We start from the raw sequence: 15,668 nt of genomic DNA, 5'->3' as shown, positions 1-15,668 counted from the left end.
TTGAGGCTCAGCGCTCGAGGCTCAGTTCGTGCCGATCTTCGCGAGTACGTCCACGATCCGGCCCTGCACCTCGGTGCTCGTCGACCGCTCCGCCAGGAACAGCACCGTCTCCCCCGCCGCGAGCCGCGGCAGGTCGCCGGGTTCCACGGCGGCCGTGTAGACGACCAGCGGAGTGCGGTTCAACTGCCCGTTCGCGCGCAGCCAGTCGATGATGCCGGCCTGCCGACGGCGTACCTGCAGCAGATCCATGACCACGAGGTTCGGCCGCAGCTCGGACGCGATGGCCACCGCGTCCGCGTCGTTCGCGGCCCGCTCGACCTGCATCCCGCGCCGCTCCAGCGTCGCGGTCAGGGCGAGCGCGATCTCCTCGTGCTCCTCGATCAGCAGCACCCGCGGCGGGTGCTGCTCGCTGTCCCGAGGGGCGAGCGCCTTGAGCAGCACGGCGGGGTCGGCGCCGTACGCGGCCTCGCGTGTCGCCTGTCCGAGGCCCGCGGTCACCAGGACCGGCACCTCGGCCGCGACGGCCGCCTGGCGCAGCGACTGGAGCGCGGTCCGCGTGATCGGCCCGGTCAGCGGGTCCACGAACAGCGCGGCGGGGAACGCCGCGATCTGTGCGTCGACCTCCTCACGGGAGTGCACGGTCACGGGGCGGTAGCCGCGGTCGCTGAGCGCCTGCTGCGTCGCCACGTCCGGCGCGGGCCAGACGAGGAGCCGACGCGGGTTGTCGAGCGGCTCGGGCGGCAACTCGTCGTCCATGGGCATCGGCTGCGGCCGGTTCGCGACCTCCACGGCGCCGCCGGGACCGTCCAGCGGCTCAGGGCCCTCGACGCCGTCCTGGTCGGGGGCGCCGATCGCGTACGCGCGACCGCCGCCCTCGGAGGCGTTCGGCGAGAGGAGCGGGGGCTGCGGGTGCGGCCGGGCCTGCGTGCCCTGCGGGGGCGTGCCGTGGGCGGTGCCCCGGGCCGGGGTGTTCGGAGCGGGGGGCTGTGTGGGGCTGCCGCCGGTGCCGCTGTTGGTGGCCTTGCCGGTGTCCGGCTGGTCCTTGCGGGCGTCTTGGCGGGCGTCCTGGCGGGCGTCCTGCCGGTTGGACAGCTTGCGTCGCCGTCCGGATCCTCCGGAACCGCCGAGCGTGCCGGAGCCGCCGAGGCTTCCCGAACCGCCTTGCGACTGGCCCTGCGTCTGCCCCTGCGTCTGCCCCTGTGTGGGGGCCTGTTGCGGCGTGGTGCTCGGCCGCGGCGGGGCCTGCGGCGGAAGCGGCTGGACCGGCGGCTGCGGACGACGCTGCTGCGAGGCGACCTGGCGCCCGAACGGCACGCCCTGCCCCAGCGTCCGCACGCTGAAGGCCCGCCCCTGCGTCGAGTTCGTGTCACCGGACGGGGCCTCGTCCTGAGCCTGGGGCTTCGGGGCCTCGGCGGGCAGCGGCTGGGCCGCGGGCCCCTCGGCCGGGGCCGTCGGAGCGCTCTCCGGTTCGTCGGCCTGGGCACCCTGCGCCGGGGGTTCCGGTTGGGCTCCGGGCTGTGCGGCCGACGGTGCAGCCGGCTGGGGGTCCGGCTGATTGCCCGGCTGATTGCCCGGCTGTGCGGCCGTCGGCTGGGGACCTGCCTGGCTCCGGGCTTGGTCCTGATTCTGGGGCCGGTCCTGTGGCTGGCCGGCCGACTTGTTCTCCGGCGGCAGCGCGGCGCCCGCGCCACCCGCCGTGGGCGTGCCCAGGGCGGGTGTGGGCTGCGCCGGGTGCGGCTGCGGCGGCGTGTGATCCGCGGCCGGGTGCGCCTCGGCGGTGTCGTGCTGGTGCGCCTCGTCCGGCAACGGGAGGGGCTGCGGCTGCGCGCCGCTTTGCTGCGTGTCCTGCGTGTCCTGCGTGTCCTGCGTGTCCTGCGTGTCCTGCGGTACGTCACCGGGGGCAGCCTGCGCACCGGTCTGCCCACCGGGCTGAACACCGGCCTGGGCCTGCGCCTGGGCCGCGGCCCGCGCTTCGGCCTCGGCTCGGGCTTCCGGTGTGCGGTCGGCCTCGGCGGGCGGCAGCGCGAACACCTCGCGCGGACCCGTCTGTTGTGCCCTCGCCTGCTGCCCACGCCCGCGAGCGCCCTGTGCGCCCTGTGCATTCTCTGCGTTCTGCGTGGCCTGCGCGTCCTGTGCCGGTTGGGCGCTGCCGATCGCGCGCCGCGCCCGCCGCCCGGACGGCTGCCCGGCACCAGCGCCCGCCAACTCCAGCTCGCCCTGGGCCGGTTCGGCGCCCTGCTCGGCGTCGGGGGTGGACCCGGACGGCAGCGCGGGCAGGGCAGCCTGCTCCTGCTGCCCGGCACGCCGCGCCCTGCGCCCCGACGGCGCGGGCACGCCCTGCGGCGGCACCGTGTCGCCCAACGCCGGGGAAGACGTCGCGTGTTCGGACGAGGTCACCACGGAGCCCTGGGCGGCAGCCTCCTCCGGGGCCGGCCGTCCGCGCCTGCGGCCCGTACCACTGGAGGGAGCCGCGGCCGGCTGTCCGCCGCCCGACACGCTGCTCTCCAGGAACGCGTCCGTCGAGGGACCTGCGGCCCGGCGCGCCCTGCGGCGCCTGTTGCCGCCACCGGTGGCCTGCGCGGGAAGGTTCGGGTTCGCCTCGGCGGAGGCCTCCTGGGACCCGGTGGCCTCGGAGCCCTCGACGGAGACGTTGGCAAGCACGCCGCCGGGCACCTCATCGGGACCCGTCCCCTGTCCGGGAACACCGCCGGCACCGGGAGCGCCCCCGGCGTCAGGGGCGCCCCCAGTCTCGGGAACGACCCCTGCCTCAGGAACGACGCCTGTCTCGGGAACGACACCGGCAGCGGGAACGACCCCGGCCCCCGTCCCGATCGGCACTTCGAGGACGTACGCGCTGCCGCTCATCCCCGGCATCTCGTGCGTCTGCAGCACACCGCCGTGCGCCCGCACGATGCCGTGCACGATCGGCTCGTGCACCGGGTCACCGCCCGAGTAGGGACCACGCACCTCGATGCGTACGTTCGTACCCCGCTGCGCGGCGGCCACGACGACGGTCGAGTCGACGTATCCGGGAGTCGCGGGCACCCGGGCGTTGCCGGTCGCGTCGATCCCGGCGACGTCGGCGATCAGATGCGCGAGCGCGGTCGCGAGCCGCCCCGCGTCCACCTCGGCCTCGATCGGCGGCGCGTGCACGGCGAACTGCACCCGGCCGGGCCCGATCAGCTCGACGGCCCCGTCGACACCGGCGGCCACGACGGCGTCGAACATGACGTTCGTACGGGAGAGCAGGGAACCGCCCTCGTCCAAGGTCTGATAGGCCAGCACGTTGTCGACGAGCGTCGTCATCCGGGAGTACCCGGCGGCCAGGTGGTGCAGCACCTGGTTGGCCTCGGGCCACAGCTGTCCCGCGTCGTCGGCGGCGAGCTGGCTCAGCTCGCGCCGCAGCTCGTCCAACGGCCCGCGCAGCGACTGCCCGAGCACGGCGAGCAGCTGCGTGTGCCGCGCGGCCAGGGCCTCGTAACGGTCCTTCTCGCGCTCCGCGAGCGCGGCGCCCCGCTCCTTCTCGGCGGACAACTCCTCGGCGTGCTGCTCGCGGACGGCGGCGAGTTCGCCGGTCAGCTCCTCGCGTACGGACGTGAGCTCGGAGCCCAGCTCGTCGCGTACGGAGGTGAGCTCGGAGCCCAGTTCCTCGCGCACCCGCTCCAGCTCGGCGGCGGCTTCTTCCTTGACCCGCCGCAGCTCGGCGGCGTGCTCGTCGCGCTCCCGCTCGGCGGCCTCGTCGCGGCGGGCGATCTCCTCGGCGTGCTCGGCGGCCAGCTTCTCGACGGAGCGGCGGTCCGCGAACGTCATGACGGCGCCGACCAGTTGATCCCCGTCGCGCACCGGCGCCGTCGTCATGTCGACGGGCACCTTGGCGCCGTTCTTGGCCCACAGCACCTGGCCGCGCACCCGGTGCTTGCGCCCGGAGCGCAGCGTGTCGGCGAGCGGCGACTCCTCGTACGGGAACGGTTCACCGTCCGGACGCGAGTGCAGGATGAGCGGGTGCAGCTCCTGCCCGCCCAGATCGCTGGCCCGGAAGCCCAGGATCTGCGCGGCGGCGGGGTTGACGAGAACGATCCGCCCGTCGGTGTCCGTGCCCACGACGCCCTCGGACGCGGCGCGCAGAATCATCTCGGTCTGCCGCTGCGAACGGGCCAGTTCGGCCTCGGTGTCGACGGCCCCCGACAGATCCCGTACGACGAGCATGAGCAGCTCGGAGCCGCTGTAGCTCTGGCCGCCGGAGCCGTACGGATCCACCGCGTCCCGCGCGCCGTCGGCGAGATTGGCGGAGGTCACCTCGACGGGGAACTCGCTGGCGTCGGTGCGCCGCGCGGTCATCCGCGTCGGCTTGGTCCGCCCGCGTTCGTCGGTCACGGTGTCGGGCCGGCGCATGGAGCCGGGGATCAGCCGTGAGTCGAACTCGGGCAGGAGGTCGAGCAGGCCGCGCCCCACAAGTGCCGTGCCCGGAGCCTCGAAGGACTCCAGGGCGATGGAGTTGGCGTTGACCACGGTTCCGTTGGTGTTGACGAGCAACAGCCCGTCCGGAAGCGCGTCAAGTATGGCTGCGAGGCGAGCAGCGCCTCGGGATGGCCTGCTGCTCACGACGACGGTTCCTCCCTGATTACTGCGACTTGCCGACCGCGCGAACCATCCTGCCTTGTGGTCCGCGGCGTATCACGGGAGGGAGTCTACGGGCAGAGCTTGGACTGGAGGCGCCGGATGCGACGGAGCCCACGTAGAGGATGTGGGGATCCCGAGCGGGCCGGGTCACGAGCCTGTGACCATTGGACCGAGGGTCACGGTCCCGTCGCAGGCAGCACGGGCTCCATCTGCTGCCACCGCGCGATCTCGCAACCATTGCTCAGCGCGTACGAGGAGTCGACGACGCGCCCGTGCCAGTTCCCCGTGACGCGGGCGGTGGCCGGGCCCCCGTACTGCATGGTGCAGCGCGCGTCGTCCGCGACGGGGGCGAACGGGTCCACGCCCTGCGCCTCCAGCTCGTCGAGCCGTCCGCAGGCCGCCCCGGGATCCGAGTGCGTCCCGCCCGCGGGCGAACACTCCAGCTCGTACGTCCCGTCGCTGCCGTTGTCCGAGTCGGCGACGGTGATGGTCAGGCGGTCGAGCCCGGCGTCCGCGTGCGCGGCGACGGGGGTGGCCGCGAGAACGGCGAGCGGCCCGACGACGGCCGCGACGGAGCCGAGGAGCCGAGAACCGGGGAGTTGAGAGGAAGACCGAGAAGAAGATCGGGGAGAAACGCGCATGAACATGCCGTGCTCAACGCCCGTACCCACCCCGACGTTGCGGCCCGACACCCCAGGCTTTGCCCTGTGGCCTGCCCTCCTAGTACCGTGGGGGGCGATTGGTGACGCGGCGTTCAGCTGTGTCATCATCTGCACGCACCCACTCGCGCATCCGCGAGAGGGAGCTGCGCTGGAGGCGTCGCCTAGTCCGGTCTATGGCGCCGCACTGCTAATGCGGTTTGGGGTTTACCCCCCATCGAGGGTTCAAATCCCTCCGCCTCCGCCCTCTGACCAGGGAGTTCATGTCGTAAGGCATGGGCTCCCTGAGTCGTTTCGGGAGCGCGGCCCGGTTTCACCGTTCCCGGCTCGTACGGGCCGTGGCACAGTCGTCGCCATGACGTTGGATGACCTGCCGGGTTGGTTGGTCGGCTGGTGTGCGGACCAGTTGGGTAGTGGGCCCGTCAGCGTGCTGTTCGAGCGGCGGTCGCAGTCGGTGGTGTTCGGACTGAGGCTGCTCGACGGGCGGGACGTCGTGGTGAAAGCGCGAGAGGACGACGGCCGGGCCGCTTCGTGCCTTGCCGCGCAGAGTCGGTTGGCGGAACGGGGATTTCCGTGCCCCCGACCGCTCACGCCCGTGGTCGGCGTAGGCGCGCTGGCCGTGCACGCCGAGGAGTCCCGGCCGGGCGGTGAACTGCTGGACGGCAACTCCCCGGACGTCGCTGCGCGCTACGCGGCCGTGTTCGCCTGGCTGATGGCCGAACTCGCCGAGGTGACGGTGGCGCCGCCGCTGCCGAATCCGCGCTGGGTGCGTTGGGACCATACGGATACGGGGACGTGGCCGGCCATCGGCTTCCTCGACGAGCGGGACCAGAGCGTTGTGCCCGAGTACGTCGTCGAGACGGCCGAGCGAGCCCGGACGCGGATGCTGGCCACCGACCTTCCGTGCGTGCTGGGTCACGCCGACTTCGAAGCGCAGAACCTCCGCTGGCACGACGGCGATGTGTGGGCCGTGCACGACTGGGACAGCCTGGCGTGGCAGCCGGAGGCGGCGCTGGTGGGTGCGGCGTGCGGGGCGTTCGCCAGCGTCTCGCCACCGACCTTGGCCCCGGTCGAGAGTTCGACCGCGTTCCTGGAGGCCTATCAGGATCTCCGGGGGCGTAGGTTCACGGTGGAGGAGCAGGAGATCGCGTGGGCCGCCAGCTTGTGGCCGGCCGCGCACAACGCCCGCTGGGAGGCGCTGCACGGCGACCCCCGGACCTCGACCTCCGGTGACGCCGTCCGCACACAGGCAGCGGAGCGCCTGCGCCGAGCGAAGGCCTAGTGCTGCGCCGCGGAAGTTCCGCCGATGGCCATCGGCTCGTTGACCCGGCATGGTCTTGGATCCCGATGATCGGCGTGTGCTGGAGGACCGGGTGCGTGCGCACACCACCCCGCAGCGTGCCGCCCGCCGTGCGCACATAGTGCTGCTGGCTGCGGGAGGGTGCCCTGTCTGGCGGATAGCGGAGATCGTGCGAGTGGATGTCTCCACGGTGGTGCGGTGGCGGGACCGGTTCACCAGGGAGGGAGTGGCCGGACTGGAGGACCGGCCCCGCTCGGGCAGGCCGCCCGTTTACGGTCCGGAGGTTCGGCTGCGGATCGTGGCGACGGCCACCAGCACCCCACCTCGTCCCTACGACGGCTGGTCGCACCGGCTGATCGCAGATCGCCTGGCCGACACGGGCGTCTCCGTCTCCCAGGTCGGACGCATCCTTGCCGCGCTCCAGGTCAAGCCGCACCGGGTCCGCGGCTGGCTGACCCGGCCCGCCGACCCACACTTCTTCACCAGGGCGGCCGAGGTGTGCGCCCTCTACCGCAACCACCCGCCGGAATCGGTGGTGCTCTCGGTGGATGAGAAGACCGCGATGGCCGCCCGCTCCCGCAGGCACCCCGACCGGCTGCCCGGCCCCGGCCGGGTGCGCCTGCGGGAGTTTGAGTACGTCCGTCATGGCACCGTCTCGGTCACCGCCGCGCTGGACGTGCACACCGGGCAGGTCGTCGTGGACGAGCTGCCACGCAATGACTCCGCGCACTTCGTGAAGTTCCTGGCGCGGCTGGACAGGTGCATCCCGGCCGGGCTGACGGTCCATCTGGTCCTGGACAACGGCGCCTCGCACACCTCCAAGGCCACCCGGGCCTGGCTGAGGCGACATCCCCGGATCGTGACGCACTACACCCCCAAGCACGCCTCCTGGCTGAACCAGGTGGAAATCTTCTTCTCTCTCCTGGCCCGTGCCGTCCTGCGCCACGGGGACTTCTCCTCACGCACCGACCTGCTGGAGAAAGTCACCGACTTTGCCGTCATCCACAACGAGACTGCCCACCCGTTTAGTTGGAACTACAACGGTCGGCCCCGCCAGACTGGGCACGAAAGCGCCGCCGCTGCGAAGGAACCGTGCCATGCCCACTGACTCCGTCCTGCAGATCAAGGTCACCCTGGCCGGCACCCACCCGCCGATCTGGCGACGACTGCAGGTCCCGGCCGACCTCACGCTCGACCGCCTGCACCTGGTGATCCAGACCGCGATGGGCTGGGAGAACTACCACATGCACCTTTTTGAGACCCCGGCCGGCGACTACGGGCGCCGCGACAGCGAGCTCGGCCACCGCGACGAACGCAAGGTCCCGCTCTACGCCGTCGCGCCCGCAGTCGGGGACAAGATCAGCTACACCTACGACTTCGGTGACGATTGGGTGCACCGCATCGAGGTGGAAGAGACCCTGCCCCGGGACCCGGGAACGGCCTACCCCCGCTGCTTGACCGGTCGCCGGGCTTGCCCACCCGAGGACTGCGGTGGTCCGTGGGGCTACGCGAACTTCATCGAGGCCATCACCGATCCCGACCATGAAGAACACGAGGAACTCCTGGAGTGGGTCGGCAGCGCCTTCGACCCCAGCCAGTTCGACGTCGAGGACGCCAACAAACGCCTTGCCGCCTGACGGCCACCGGCAGAACTTCCGCGGCGCAGCACTAGTGCTCCGCAGGAACGTTCACGGGCCTGTGCGGCTACCAGTTCGTGTGGCTGGGCATGCCGCACTTCCCGGAGGCGTCCGTCGTGGGGCAGTCACCCCAGCCGAGCCAGAAGAGCCCCAGGGCCAGCACCAGCGCGACGAGCATGACCACGCGCCCGGTGCGGGTGGGCAGGAACCGGCTTAGACGTGTGCCGGAACTGCCGAGTCGCCGGTCGCGGGGCACTGTGGCCCGGCGCAGGTTCCAGGCCCCGAAGACGGCGACGGTGAGGGCACCGAAGGCCGCGGACACCCAGCCGTCGTGGAACAGACCCTGGGCGACGTAGGCGACCATCCCGCCGAAAATCAGCGCGTACATGATCCGGACGAGCACCTTATTGACCATCTTCGGCCTCCGGCTGGCCGGTGCGGCGCCACCACCACTGGTGGATGAGATGGCCCCCGGTGGAGCTCATCCCCACGCTGATCACCATCTGCCAGTCGCCGATGACGAGCCCCATGGCGCCGAAGACGACGCCGGCGATGACGACGTTCACCGCGATCTCCCGGACGGTGAGCTGCTTCGGCGGGTCCGAGTAGGCGCCCATGAGCACCAGCCGCTGCTTCACACGCAGCTTCATCGGTTCGCCTTCGCCAGACGGACCGCGTCACGGACGTTCTTGACAATGCCCACGATCAGCACGCCGAGGACGGCCCCCAAGAGGGTCCACAGCCACCACGGCATGACAACGACGCCCTCGGATCCGGTTCCGCTCCAGACACTGCCGCCGACCCCTCCCGCGCTCATGCCTGCGCCGCTGACGACGGGCATCGCACCGAGCTTCTTCAGACGCTTGATCATCGGCGCCTCAACTCGTCGCGCATGAGCCGGCCGAGGTGCGTCAGCAGGGCTTGGCGTCGGGCGCGGCGCTTGCGGCGCTTCACGTACAGGTCCCAGGACAGGCAGCTGATGGGGAAGAGAGCGACGGCCAGCCAGAACCCGCGGGCCCAGCCGGTGTGGCCCATGACGCTGCCGACGGCGCTCATGCCCAGCCCGGCCACGCCGACGAGCTGCCACTTGTCCGATCGCGGCATCACGTGCGCCTCCGCCGGAAGAGGTGGACGGCGACGTCGGCCATGGGGCGTACGCCGTGATCGCGACGACCAGCCCGACGTCGACTTGCCAGGGTGCCGTCGAGATGGCCTCCCGCCGGATACATCACGTGCTGTCGCTCCCGCTCGATAAGCCCCCGGTTGTCGATGTGTCCGGGGGACGCTAGGCGGCGGGTCGAGCGCGATGGAAATTGATCACGGGGGTTCGTTGCGGGTCTCACACGTGTCGGGCTGACGTGCCCCGTGATGGCGCGGAGATCGGCACCAACTGGCACGGCCGGCCTTGGCCGCGAGCCGCCGAGGCGGGACAGCCACTTCGGGCGGTCTGCGATGACGCGACGCGGGGAGGCGCTCCTCGTCCTGGTTCGACGAGGGCAACGCACCGCCAATGCGGTTCGGGTTTGCCCCTTCCCGGTCCGTGGCCACCGGACGCCCCTCAGCGCGTTTTCGCAGGTCAGAAGAGGTGGGGCAATCGGATTTCACATGGCGGCGGCGGTCATGTAATGTTCTTCTTGTCGCCGGGACGGGCCGAAGGGCCGGGAACGGAGACAACAAAAAAAGAAAGACAAGCACTCGTAGCTTAACGGATAGAGCATCTGACTACGGATCAGAAGGTTGCAGGTTCGAATCCTGCCGAGTGCACACAGGTAAGAGGCCCCGGAGCAATCCGGGGCCTCTTGCGTTTTCGGGGTGTACAGCAGAGAAGTACAGCAACGACCGTGATCCTCAGCGGTCGAGGGGATCAGCTGGCGACCCCACGGCGGCGGACAATTGCCCGACCGCAGCGCGCACGTCCTCCTCGCTGGCTTCGGCGTACACCTCCAACGTCATGGCGATCTGCGAGTGCCGCAAAATCCGCTGAGCGACCTTGGGGTGCACCTTCAAGGCGACCAGGAGCGCGCTGCACGTGTGCCGGGTGTTCCGGAGCGGGATCACGCGGATACCGGCACGGCGCGCACGGAGCTGGAACATCCGGGTCAGGTTGCCCGGCTCGATCGGGGTGCCGTACTTCGTGGTGAAGACAAGCCCGCGGCCGTCCTGCCAGAGGTGGCCTGCCGCCTTGCGGTCCCCGGACTGCTGAGCACGCCGCATGCGCAGCGCGGCGAGACACACGTCAGGCAGCGGCAGGAAGTCGTCCGAGTCCTCGGTCTTGGTCTCGCGGTGCAGGATCTCGCGGCCGGCCCGCTGGATCTGGTGATCCACGTACAGCTCCCCACGCTGGAAGTCGACGGACTTCCAGGTGAGCCCCAGAACCTCACCGCGCCGCAGACCGAGACAGAGGACGAGCATCCACGCGGCGAAGAGGTGATCGTCGCGAGCGGCGGAGTCGGCGAGGAACTGGCTCGCTTCGACCACGGACCACGGCTTGATCTTCCGACGACGAGGCTTGGGGACGCGGACCAGGGAGGCGACGTTCTTGCCGATCTCCTCCTCGGTCACGGCGTGGGTGAGCGCGGCGCGCAGGGCATCGCGAGCCGCCTGGATCACGCGACGGGAGGGGTACGCCTCACAGCACTCGCCGAGGGCACAGCACCGCTGTCGAGATCGGGGCCGCTTGGCGTCTTTCCTCTGTGCGCAGCACTGGCAGATCGCACCCAGCTTGTTGATCCATTCGCGCACGTCGCGGACCGTGAGCTTGTCGATCCGCTTCGAGCCGAGGTGCGGATTGATGTACAGGCGCACGGATCCCTCGTACGAGACGTACGACAGCGGAGCGAGGTTGGGCTTCACGATCTCGCCCAGCCAGTAGGCGAGGAAGGTGGACAGAGTCCGGTGTCGAGTCGAGACCGGGCCCTTCTTGGCCTCCATGTGGAGCTTGAGCCACTTGTCGTGGACCTCATCGCGGGTCTTGCCGTACGCGTACTTGCGCTTGCGTTTGCCCTCCGGGGTGTCGACCCAGACGTACGCGGCGAAGCCGTTCTTGTACGGGTAGATCGAGCCTTCGCCGTTGCCTCGCTTGCCGCTCATGCGATGCCCTCCTCAGCTTCGCGGGCACGGCGCTCCACGTACTCGTCCACGTAGCGCGGGAGGATGCGGCGGTTGCGGCCGTCCTTGATGGAGCGGATCTCCCCGGTGAGCACGAGCATCTTCGTCTTGGACAGGCCGTAGCCGAGCATGTCGGCGACCTCTGCCGTGGTGTGCCATTTCCGTTGGATCACTGCTGCGGCTCCTTCCGAGGCGCGTTGGTCTTGCAGGGCTTCGCGTGCGGTTTCGCGGTTGATGCGGATGTCTTCGGCGATGCTCGCGGCGAGGGCGGATTCGCCGGGGGTGTGGCCGTGGCCGGCGTACTGCCAGTCGGCGAGGACGAGGGTGGTCTCGGGGTCGGGGAGGCCGAGGGCTTCGCGTTGCTGTTCGGCGCGGTAGTCGGCGCGGACCTGTCGACGGGCGCCGAAGGTCGAGGAGTAGGCGCGGGACTTGGTCAGGAAGTGGCCTCGGAAGCCGAGCATGTGGGCCCACGCCCAGAGCCGTCGTTCGGGGTGGAGCGGGTCGAGGTCGTGGCAGGCGCGGATCAGGCGTCGGGTGTGGTCGGGTACGTCGGTGCGGTCGAGTTCGGCGAGTTCGCCGATGCGTCGGTCGAGGGCGCCCGTGATCTCGGCGGCTTTGGTGGCGTACTTGGCGACGTAGGAGGCCACGGCCCCTTCGGTGATCTCGTCTCCGTCGTTGAAGGCGGTGATGGGGCGGACGTCGAGTTGGTCGCCCCAGCGCAGGGACCGGGCCGGCTGGTCACCTGCGGCGGGAACCTGCGCGGTCACGTACGGATGGGCCACGGCCGTGCGGATGGCGTCGGCGAGCAGGTCGTGGGTCGCCCAGGGCGGCGGGGTGGTGTCGGGCCCGTCGGGTCCGTCGATGCGGATCACGGCGTGGAAGTGGATCGCTCCGCGCTTTTGGAACTCGGCGACTTTGTTGAACGACAGCCGGGCCGTCTCGCGGAACGCGCTCTGTGTGAGGCCCGCGGCTCCTGCGAGTTCGCGGCGGAGCCGGTTGGTGAAGCGGTGCCACAGTTCGCCCGCGTGGTTGTTGAAGAGCACGGCGCCCGCATAGTCGTACGTTTCCGGGTCGAGGGGCGTGCCGAGGGCGGGGTCGCCTTCGGGGTGGTGTCTTCCGCAGCGGCAGCGGCCGGAGTCGGGCCGGTTGTGGACGGGGCCGAACGAGGGCGCCGTCAGCGTCACGAAGACGCGGGGGTGTTCGCGCACCGTGGCCGGGATGCTCATGCGGTCGTCGCCGGTCAGGCCCGCGCGCACCAGGTGGTAGGCGTCGCCCGCGTAGAGGTAGGCGCAGGGAGCGCAGCGGGAGGCGCGGCGGTTGCCGCAGGCGATACGCAGTCGGCCGCCGGGCTGCTCGCCGGAGCTGGAATGGTGCAGCACCGCGCCGGTGACCTTGTCTCGGACGACCGTCCAGCCAGTCAGGTGGATCGGATTGGAACAGCCACCTGTGCGGCGGATCTGCTCGCGCCACTCGTCGAAGTCGGGGGCGGAAGCGACGCGCAGGATGTCGGCGAGGACGATCGGGTCCAGCGTCTCGGTCTCAGGCACGGGCCATCACCAGCTCCCGGACCGCGTCGACGAGTTGAGGGGTCGGGGCCCACAGGCCGCGAGCGCCGGGCCACAACAGGGGCTGCCGCAGTGTGCGCACGTCGGTGAACTTCCAGTGCCACTGGTCGGAGGCGGACCACAGGGTGCAGTAGCCGTCGCCGGGGTGGCAGTCGACGAGCCGGCCCACGGCCAGGACCGCGCCCCGCGGTTGCGGGCGGGTGAGGAAGGGCCGGGCGAGGGGGAGGTTCCAGGCGTCGCGGTCGAGGGTGCGTCCGGCATGGATCAGGACCCAGCCCCGGTAGCCGGTCGACCAGTGCCGGTTCTCGATCCGCTTCGGGCCGTAGGCGATGCAGGACGCCCAGGGCTGCCACAGTGTCAGTGCCCGGATCTCCGTCGAGGTGGTCGTCACAGCACCTCCAGCAGGCGGGAGGCGATCCACTGGGCGACGTTCGCGGGCACGGCGTTGCCCGCCTGTTTGGTCTGCTCCCCGCCGTGACCGAGCACCTGATATTCGTCGGTGAAGCGTTGGGCGCGCAGGTGCTCGCGCGGGGAGAGCATCCGGAAGTAGCAGTCCTCAATGGTGATCTCGTCCGGGGCGTGGTCGGCGCTGAGGACCACTCCGGCGGATTCGCGGGTGGCGATCGTGTGCAGCGGCACGCCGGTGGTGGTGGGTCCGCCCTTGCGGTACGGGATCACGAGGCCGTGGTGGTTGCCTCCGGCGGTGATCGAGGCGAGCGGGTCGGCGATGGCGCGGGTGGTGGAGCCGCCGCCGCGGTGCTCGGTGATGAACGGGGCGGGCAGCAGGAGGGCTTCGCTGTCGCGGGTGGTGCGGGTCCGCATGGGCACGGTGGCGGGGGTGGCGTCGGTGTTCCAGCTCCCGCCGGCCGGGACCAGCAGCGGAGGGGGCACGGCCAGGCCGTCACCGATGCGGACCGTGCGGGTGGGCAGCGGAGCGGCGAGCGCGGGGAAGGCACGGCCGTCGCCGGTGTCGGAGTGGTTGACCGTGATCACGGCAGGGACGCGGTATTTGGCCAGTCCCAGCTTGATCTTGCGGAGCGTGGATGCGGCGAGGGGTCCACGGCCGTGGGCGGCGCGGTCGGCGATGCGGATGCCGGGGTCCGTCCAGTTGATCGCGGACGCGGCCGGGCGGACGTACGGCTCGACGAGCTGGTGACGGCAGGCGGTGTTCGGGCAGCGGTAGTCGTACTGCTGGCGGTACTTGCCGATCTTTCGGCCGTTGCGCCACGACTGCACTGCGCTGACGTCCTGCTCGCACACGGTGCACCAGGCAGCGGGCCGTACGTCGAGGTCCGGGACCCGCATGTTGGTGCGGGTGAAGACGATGAAGATCCGGTCCCGCCACTGCGGAGCATGCTCGTTGCCGTCGCTGTCACCGACGTGTGCGGCGGAGACCGAGACGACCTGATGGCGGAAGCCGAGGATTTCCATGCCGTGCAGCCACCAGGCGAACAGCGGCCAGGCGGTGGCGAAGCGGGGCACGTTCTCGCAGACCACGGCGTCGAAGTTGTGCACCTCAGCGGCGCGCAGGATGTCGTAGGCGGTCGCCCTGGTGCGCTCCCAGGCGGCATCGGCCATCGGGCCTTCGTCGAGGAGGTCGAGTTGTCCGGGGATCGCGCCGGGCTTGGAGCGGCTGATGCCGTCGGCGGGGCTTCCCTCGGTGCAGATCGGGGAGCCGACCAGGACGCGGGCTTTGGGCAGGCGGCGCATGTCGTAGTGGTCGAGGTCGACGCAGAGGTGTTCTGCCTCGGGGAAGTTCGCGGCGTGGGTCTCGACCGCGCGGTCCCAGTGGTTGGCGCCGAGGACGACGTCGAAGCCGGCCCGGCGGAAACCGTCGGAGTCGCCGCCTGCTCCGCAGAACAGGTGGATGGAGGTGGGGCGGGAGGTCGCAGCACGGCGCATCATCGGGCCGCCCCCGTCAGTGCGACCGGGCGTACGGTGTCCCGTGTCGGGCGGGTGCCGGTGCCGTGGCAGGCCGTGCAGTCGAGGGTGAGCGTGTGCAGGTGGCCGTGTGCGTCGCGGCCGAGGCCGGAGGAAACGGCGACGGAGGCGAAGCCGTCGCAGTTCGCGCACACCCGCGCGGAGGCGTTGGGCTGGTCATGCATGATGGTTCTTCCTTCCGGATCTCTTGGTTCGGGCAGGAGGCACGGCTCCGGAGCGGACGAAGACTTGGCGGTTTGAGGCCGCTCCGGGGCCGGTCAGCGGCGCTTGGCTTCGCTGGTGAGGATCGAGCGGGCCACCAGCGCGACGATGGCGAGGGATCCGGCGGTGATGGCGACCGCGAGGAGCATGGAGACCAGCACGGCGCCCACGACGAGGACCGCGGCGGTGCCGCCGCCGACGAGCAGGAGCAGCGCGCCAGGGGTGAGCTGCATCGCGGGCCGAGCGGGCGCGGACGCGGGGACGACCGGGGCCGGGGTGTGGGACTGGCAGCCGCAGACCGCCTGATGCGAGTCGTGCGGCGGGGCGACGGTTCCCAGGGTGGTGATGGTCGGGACGATCTCGCCCGTGGGCTGCTCGTTGACCGGGACGCGGGGCTTGAACATGGGTGGAACTCCTTTCAGATCAAGGTCACTTGTGGGTGGTGCCGTTGACGACGGAGGTTCCGGTCCTGGTGCCGGACTCGATCGCGGGGGCGAGGAAGGTGTCGGCCAGGAGGAAGCCGCCCAGCAGGAGGACGACGATCACCCAGGTCGGGGGCCGGTACAGGCGGATCCCGAAGTAGCCGAGTACGGCGACGACCAGGACCAGGGGCAGTTCGACATCCATGACGGAGGCG

General features: G+C 71.0%; 16 protein-coding genes and 2 tRNA genes. 5 read left to right on the top strand and 13 right to left on the bottom strand.

Annotated elements, in window-relative coordinates:
* Nucleotides 1-21: 21 nt before the first annotated feature.
* The gene (locus tag ACP4E5_RS22910) at nucleotides 22-4,602 is read right to left on the bottom strand and encodes a PAS domain-containing protein (RefSeq protein WP_425831548.1); all 4,581 of its coding nucleotides are present in this window, start codon (nucleotides 4,600-4,602) and stop codon (nucleotides 22-24) included.
* 194 nt (nucleotides 4,603-4,796) lie between these two features.
* Nucleotides 4,797-5,261, bottom strand: a complete 465-nt coding sequence (locus ACP4E5_RS22905) for an SSI family serine proteinase inhibitor (protein WP_425831546.1) — start codon at nucleotides 5,259-5,261, stop codon at nucleotides 4,797-4,799.
* 171 nt (nucleotides 5,262-5,432) lie between these two features.
* Here ACP4E5_RS22905 and ACP4E5_RS22900 point away from each other — a divergent pair.
* From ACP4E5_RS22900 to ACP4E5_RS22885, 4 genes are all read left to right on the top strand, one after another.
* Nucleotides 5,433-5,523: transfer RNA gene (locus ACP4E5_RS22900), tRNA-Ser, on the top strand.
* A gap of 111 nt (nucleotides 5,524-5,634) precedes the next feature.
* Complete coding sequence (locus tag ACP4E5_RS22895) at nucleotides 5,635-6,561, top strand: phosphotransferase (protein ID WP_425831544.1); 927 nt, start codon at nucleotides 5,635-5,637, stop codon at nucleotides 6,559-6,561.
* 76 nt (nucleotides 6,562-6,637) lie between these two features.
* The gene (locus tag ACP4E5_RS22890) at nucleotides 6,638-7,687 is read left to right on the top strand and encodes an IS630 family transposase (protein WP_425827620.1); all 1,050 of its coding nucleotides are present in this window, start codon (nucleotides 6,638-6,640) and stop codon (nucleotides 7,685-7,687) included.
* On the top strand, nucleotides 7,677-8,216 hold the full coding sequence (locus ACP4E5_RS22885) for a plasmid pRiA4b ORF-3 family protein (RefSeq protein WP_425827618.1): 540 nt from the start codon (nucleotides 7,677-7,679) through the stop codon (nucleotides 8,214-8,216). The genes ACP4E5_RS22890 and ACP4E5_RS22885 overlap by 11 nt, the downstream gene beginning before the upstream one ends.
* Before the next feature lie 67 nt (nucleotides 8,217-8,283).
* Here ACP4E5_RS22885 and ACP4E5_RS22880 read toward each other — a convergent pair whose 3' ends face one another.
* Genes ACP4E5_RS22880 through ACP4E5_RS22865 form a run of 4 tightly spaced genes read right to left on the bottom strand, consistent with a single transcriptional unit; the run spans nucleotide 8,284 to nucleotide 9,320 of the window.
* A complete protein-coding gene (locus tag ACP4E5_RS22880) occupies nucleotides 8,284-8,631 on the bottom strand; it encodes a hypothetical protein (RefSeq protein WP_425831542.1) in 348 nt (115 codons plus the stop codon).
* Nucleotides 8,621-8,866, bottom strand: a complete 246-nt coding sequence (locus ACP4E5_RS22875; RefSeq protein WP_425831540.1) for a hypothetical protein — start codon at nucleotides 8,864-8,866, stop codon at nucleotides 8,621-8,623. Before ACP4E5_RS22875 ends, ACP4E5_RS22880 begins: the two co-directional genes overlap by 11 nt.
* Entirely contained in the window at nucleotides 8,863-9,087 is a 225-nt protein-coding gene (locus ACP4E5_RS22870) for a hypothetical protein (protein WP_425831538.1), read from the bottom strand. The genes ACP4E5_RS22875 and ACP4E5_RS22870 overlap by 4 nt, the downstream gene beginning before the upstream one ends.
* Nucleotides 9,084-9,320, bottom strand: a complete 237-nt coding sequence (locus ACP4E5_RS22865; RefSeq protein WP_425831536.1) for a hypothetical protein — start codon at nucleotides 9,318-9,320, stop codon at nucleotides 9,084-9,086. Before ACP4E5_RS22865 ends, ACP4E5_RS22870 begins: the two co-directional genes overlap by 4 nt.
* Nucleotides 9,321-9,907: 587 nt before the next feature.
* On the opposite strand from ACP4E5_RS22865, the gene ACP4E5_RS22860 reads away from it, so the two are divergent.
* Nucleotides 9,908-9,980, top strand: a tRNA-Arg gene (locus ACP4E5_RS22860).
* 84 nt (nucleotides 9,981-10,064) lie between these two features.
* Here ACP4E5_RS22860 and ACP4E5_RS22855 read toward each other — a convergent pair.
* The 7 genes from ACP4E5_RS22855 to ACP4E5_RS22825 all read right to left on the bottom strand — a co-directional run bounded on the left by ACP4E5_RS22855 (nucleotide 10,065) and on the right by ACP4E5_RS22825 (nucleotide 15,658).
* Entirely contained in the window at nucleotides 10,065-11,306 is a 1,242-nt protein-coding gene (locus tag ACP4E5_RS22855; RefSeq protein ID WP_425831534.1) for a tyrosine-type recombinase/integrase, read from the bottom strand.
* Nucleotides 11,303-12,871, bottom strand: coding sequence for a replication initiator protein RepSA (gene repSA, locus ACP4E5_RS22850; protein WP_425831532.1), 1,569 nt, complete (start codon nucleotides 12,869-12,871; stop codon nucleotides 11,303-11,305). The genes ACP4E5_RS22855 and repSA overlap by 4 nt, the downstream gene beginning before the upstream one ends.
* Complete coding sequence (locus ACP4E5_RS22845) at nucleotides 12,864-13,280, bottom strand: ASCH domain-containing protein (protein ID WP_425831530.1); 417 nt, start codon at nucleotides 13,278-13,280, stop codon at nucleotides 12,864-12,866. The genes repSA and ACP4E5_RS22845 overlap by 8 nt, the downstream gene beginning before the upstream one ends.
* Nucleotides 13,277-14,794 (bottom strand): DNA cytosine methyltransferase, encoded by a 1,518-nt coding sequence (locus tag ACP4E5_RS22840; protein ID WP_425831528.1) that lies wholly within the window; start codon nucleotides 14,792-14,794, stop codon nucleotides 13,277-13,279. Before ACP4E5_RS22840 ends, ACP4E5_RS22845 begins: the two co-directional genes overlap by 4 nt.
* Nucleotides 14,791-14,994: a hypothetical protein gene (locus ACP4E5_RS22835; protein WP_425831526.1), complete on the bottom strand. Its 204-nt coding sequence runs from the start codon at nucleotides 14,992-14,994 to the stop codon at nucleotides 14,791-14,793. The genes ACP4E5_RS22840 and ACP4E5_RS22835 overlap by 4 nt, the downstream gene beginning before the upstream one ends.
* A gap of 93 nt (nucleotides 14,995-15,087) precedes the next feature.
* Nucleotides 15,088-15,435, bottom strand: a complete 348-nt coding sequence (locus ACP4E5_RS22830; RefSeq protein WP_425831524.1) for a SpdD-like protein — start codon at nucleotides 15,433-15,435, stop codon at nucleotides 15,088-15,090.
* A 25-nt stretch (nucleotides 15,436-15,460) separates the two neighbouring features.
* Entirely contained in the window at nucleotides 15,461-15,658 is a 198-nt protein-coding gene (locus ACP4E5_RS22825; RefSeq protein ID WP_425831522.1) for a hypothetical protein, read from the bottom strand.
* Between the last annotated feature and the right edge of the window lie 10 nt (nucleotides 15,659-15,668).

This window comes from Streptomyces fractus (assembly GCF_049844455.1).
GTDB lineage: Bacteria > Actinomycetota > Actinomycetes > Streptomycetales > Streptomycetaceae > Streptomyces > Streptomyces fractus.
This window is presented reverse-complemented; position numbering and strand designations above follow the sequence as displayed.

Bases quoted from the DNA above. Each gene is read 5' to 3' on its own strand.
- ACP4E5_RS22875 (WP_425831540.1), bottom strand. From the start codon at position 8,866: ATGAAGCTGCGTGTGAAGCAGCGGCTGGTGCTCATGGGCGCCTACTCG.
- ACP4E5_RS22825 (WP_425831522.1), bottom strand. From the start codon at position 15,658: ATGGATGTCGAACTGCCCCTGGTCCTGGTCGTCGCCGTACTCGGCTAC.
- ACP4E5_RS22835 (WP_425831526.1), bottom strand. From the start codon at position 14,994: ATGCATGACCAGCCCAACGCCTCCGCGCGGGTGTGCGCGAACTGCGAC.
- ACP4E5_RS22905 (WP_425831546.1), bottom strand. From the start codon at position 5,261: ATGCGCGTTTCTCCCCGATCTTCTTCTCGGTCTTCCTCTCAACTCCCC.
- ACP4E5_RS22895 (WP_425831544.1), top strand. From the start codon at position 5,635: ATGACGTTGGATGACCTGCCGGGTTGGTTGGTCGGCTGGTGTGCGGAC.
- ACP4E5_RS22865 (WP_425831536.1), bottom strand. From the start codon at position 9,320: ATGCCGCGATCGGACAAGTGGCAGCTCGTCGGCGTGGCCGGGCTGGGC.
- ACP4E5_RS22870 (WP_425831538.1), bottom strand. From the start codon at position 9,087: ATGATCAAGCGTCTGAAGAAGCTCGGTGCGATGCCCGTCGTCAGCGGC.
- ACP4E5_RS22855 (WP_425831534.1), bottom strand. From the start codon at position 11,306: ATGAGCGGCAAGCGAGGCAACGGCGAAGGCTCGATCTACCCGTACAAG.
- ACP4E5_RS22885 (WP_425827618.1), top strand. From the start codon at position 7,677: ATGCCCACTGACTCCGTCCTGCAGATCAAGGTCACCCTGGCCGGCACC.
- ACP4E5_RS22840 (WP_425831528.1), bottom strand. From the start codon at position 14,794: ATGATGCGCCGTGCTGCGACCTCCCGCCCCACCTCCATCCACCTGTTC.
- ACP4E5_RS22830 (WP_425831524.1), bottom strand. From the start codon at position 15,435: ATGTTCAAGCCCCGCGTCCCGGTCAACGAGCAGCCCACGGGCGAGATC.
- ACP4E5_RS22880 (WP_425831542.1), bottom strand. From the start codon at position 8,631: ATGGTCAATAAGGTGCTCGTCCGGATCATGTACGCGCTGATTTTCGGC.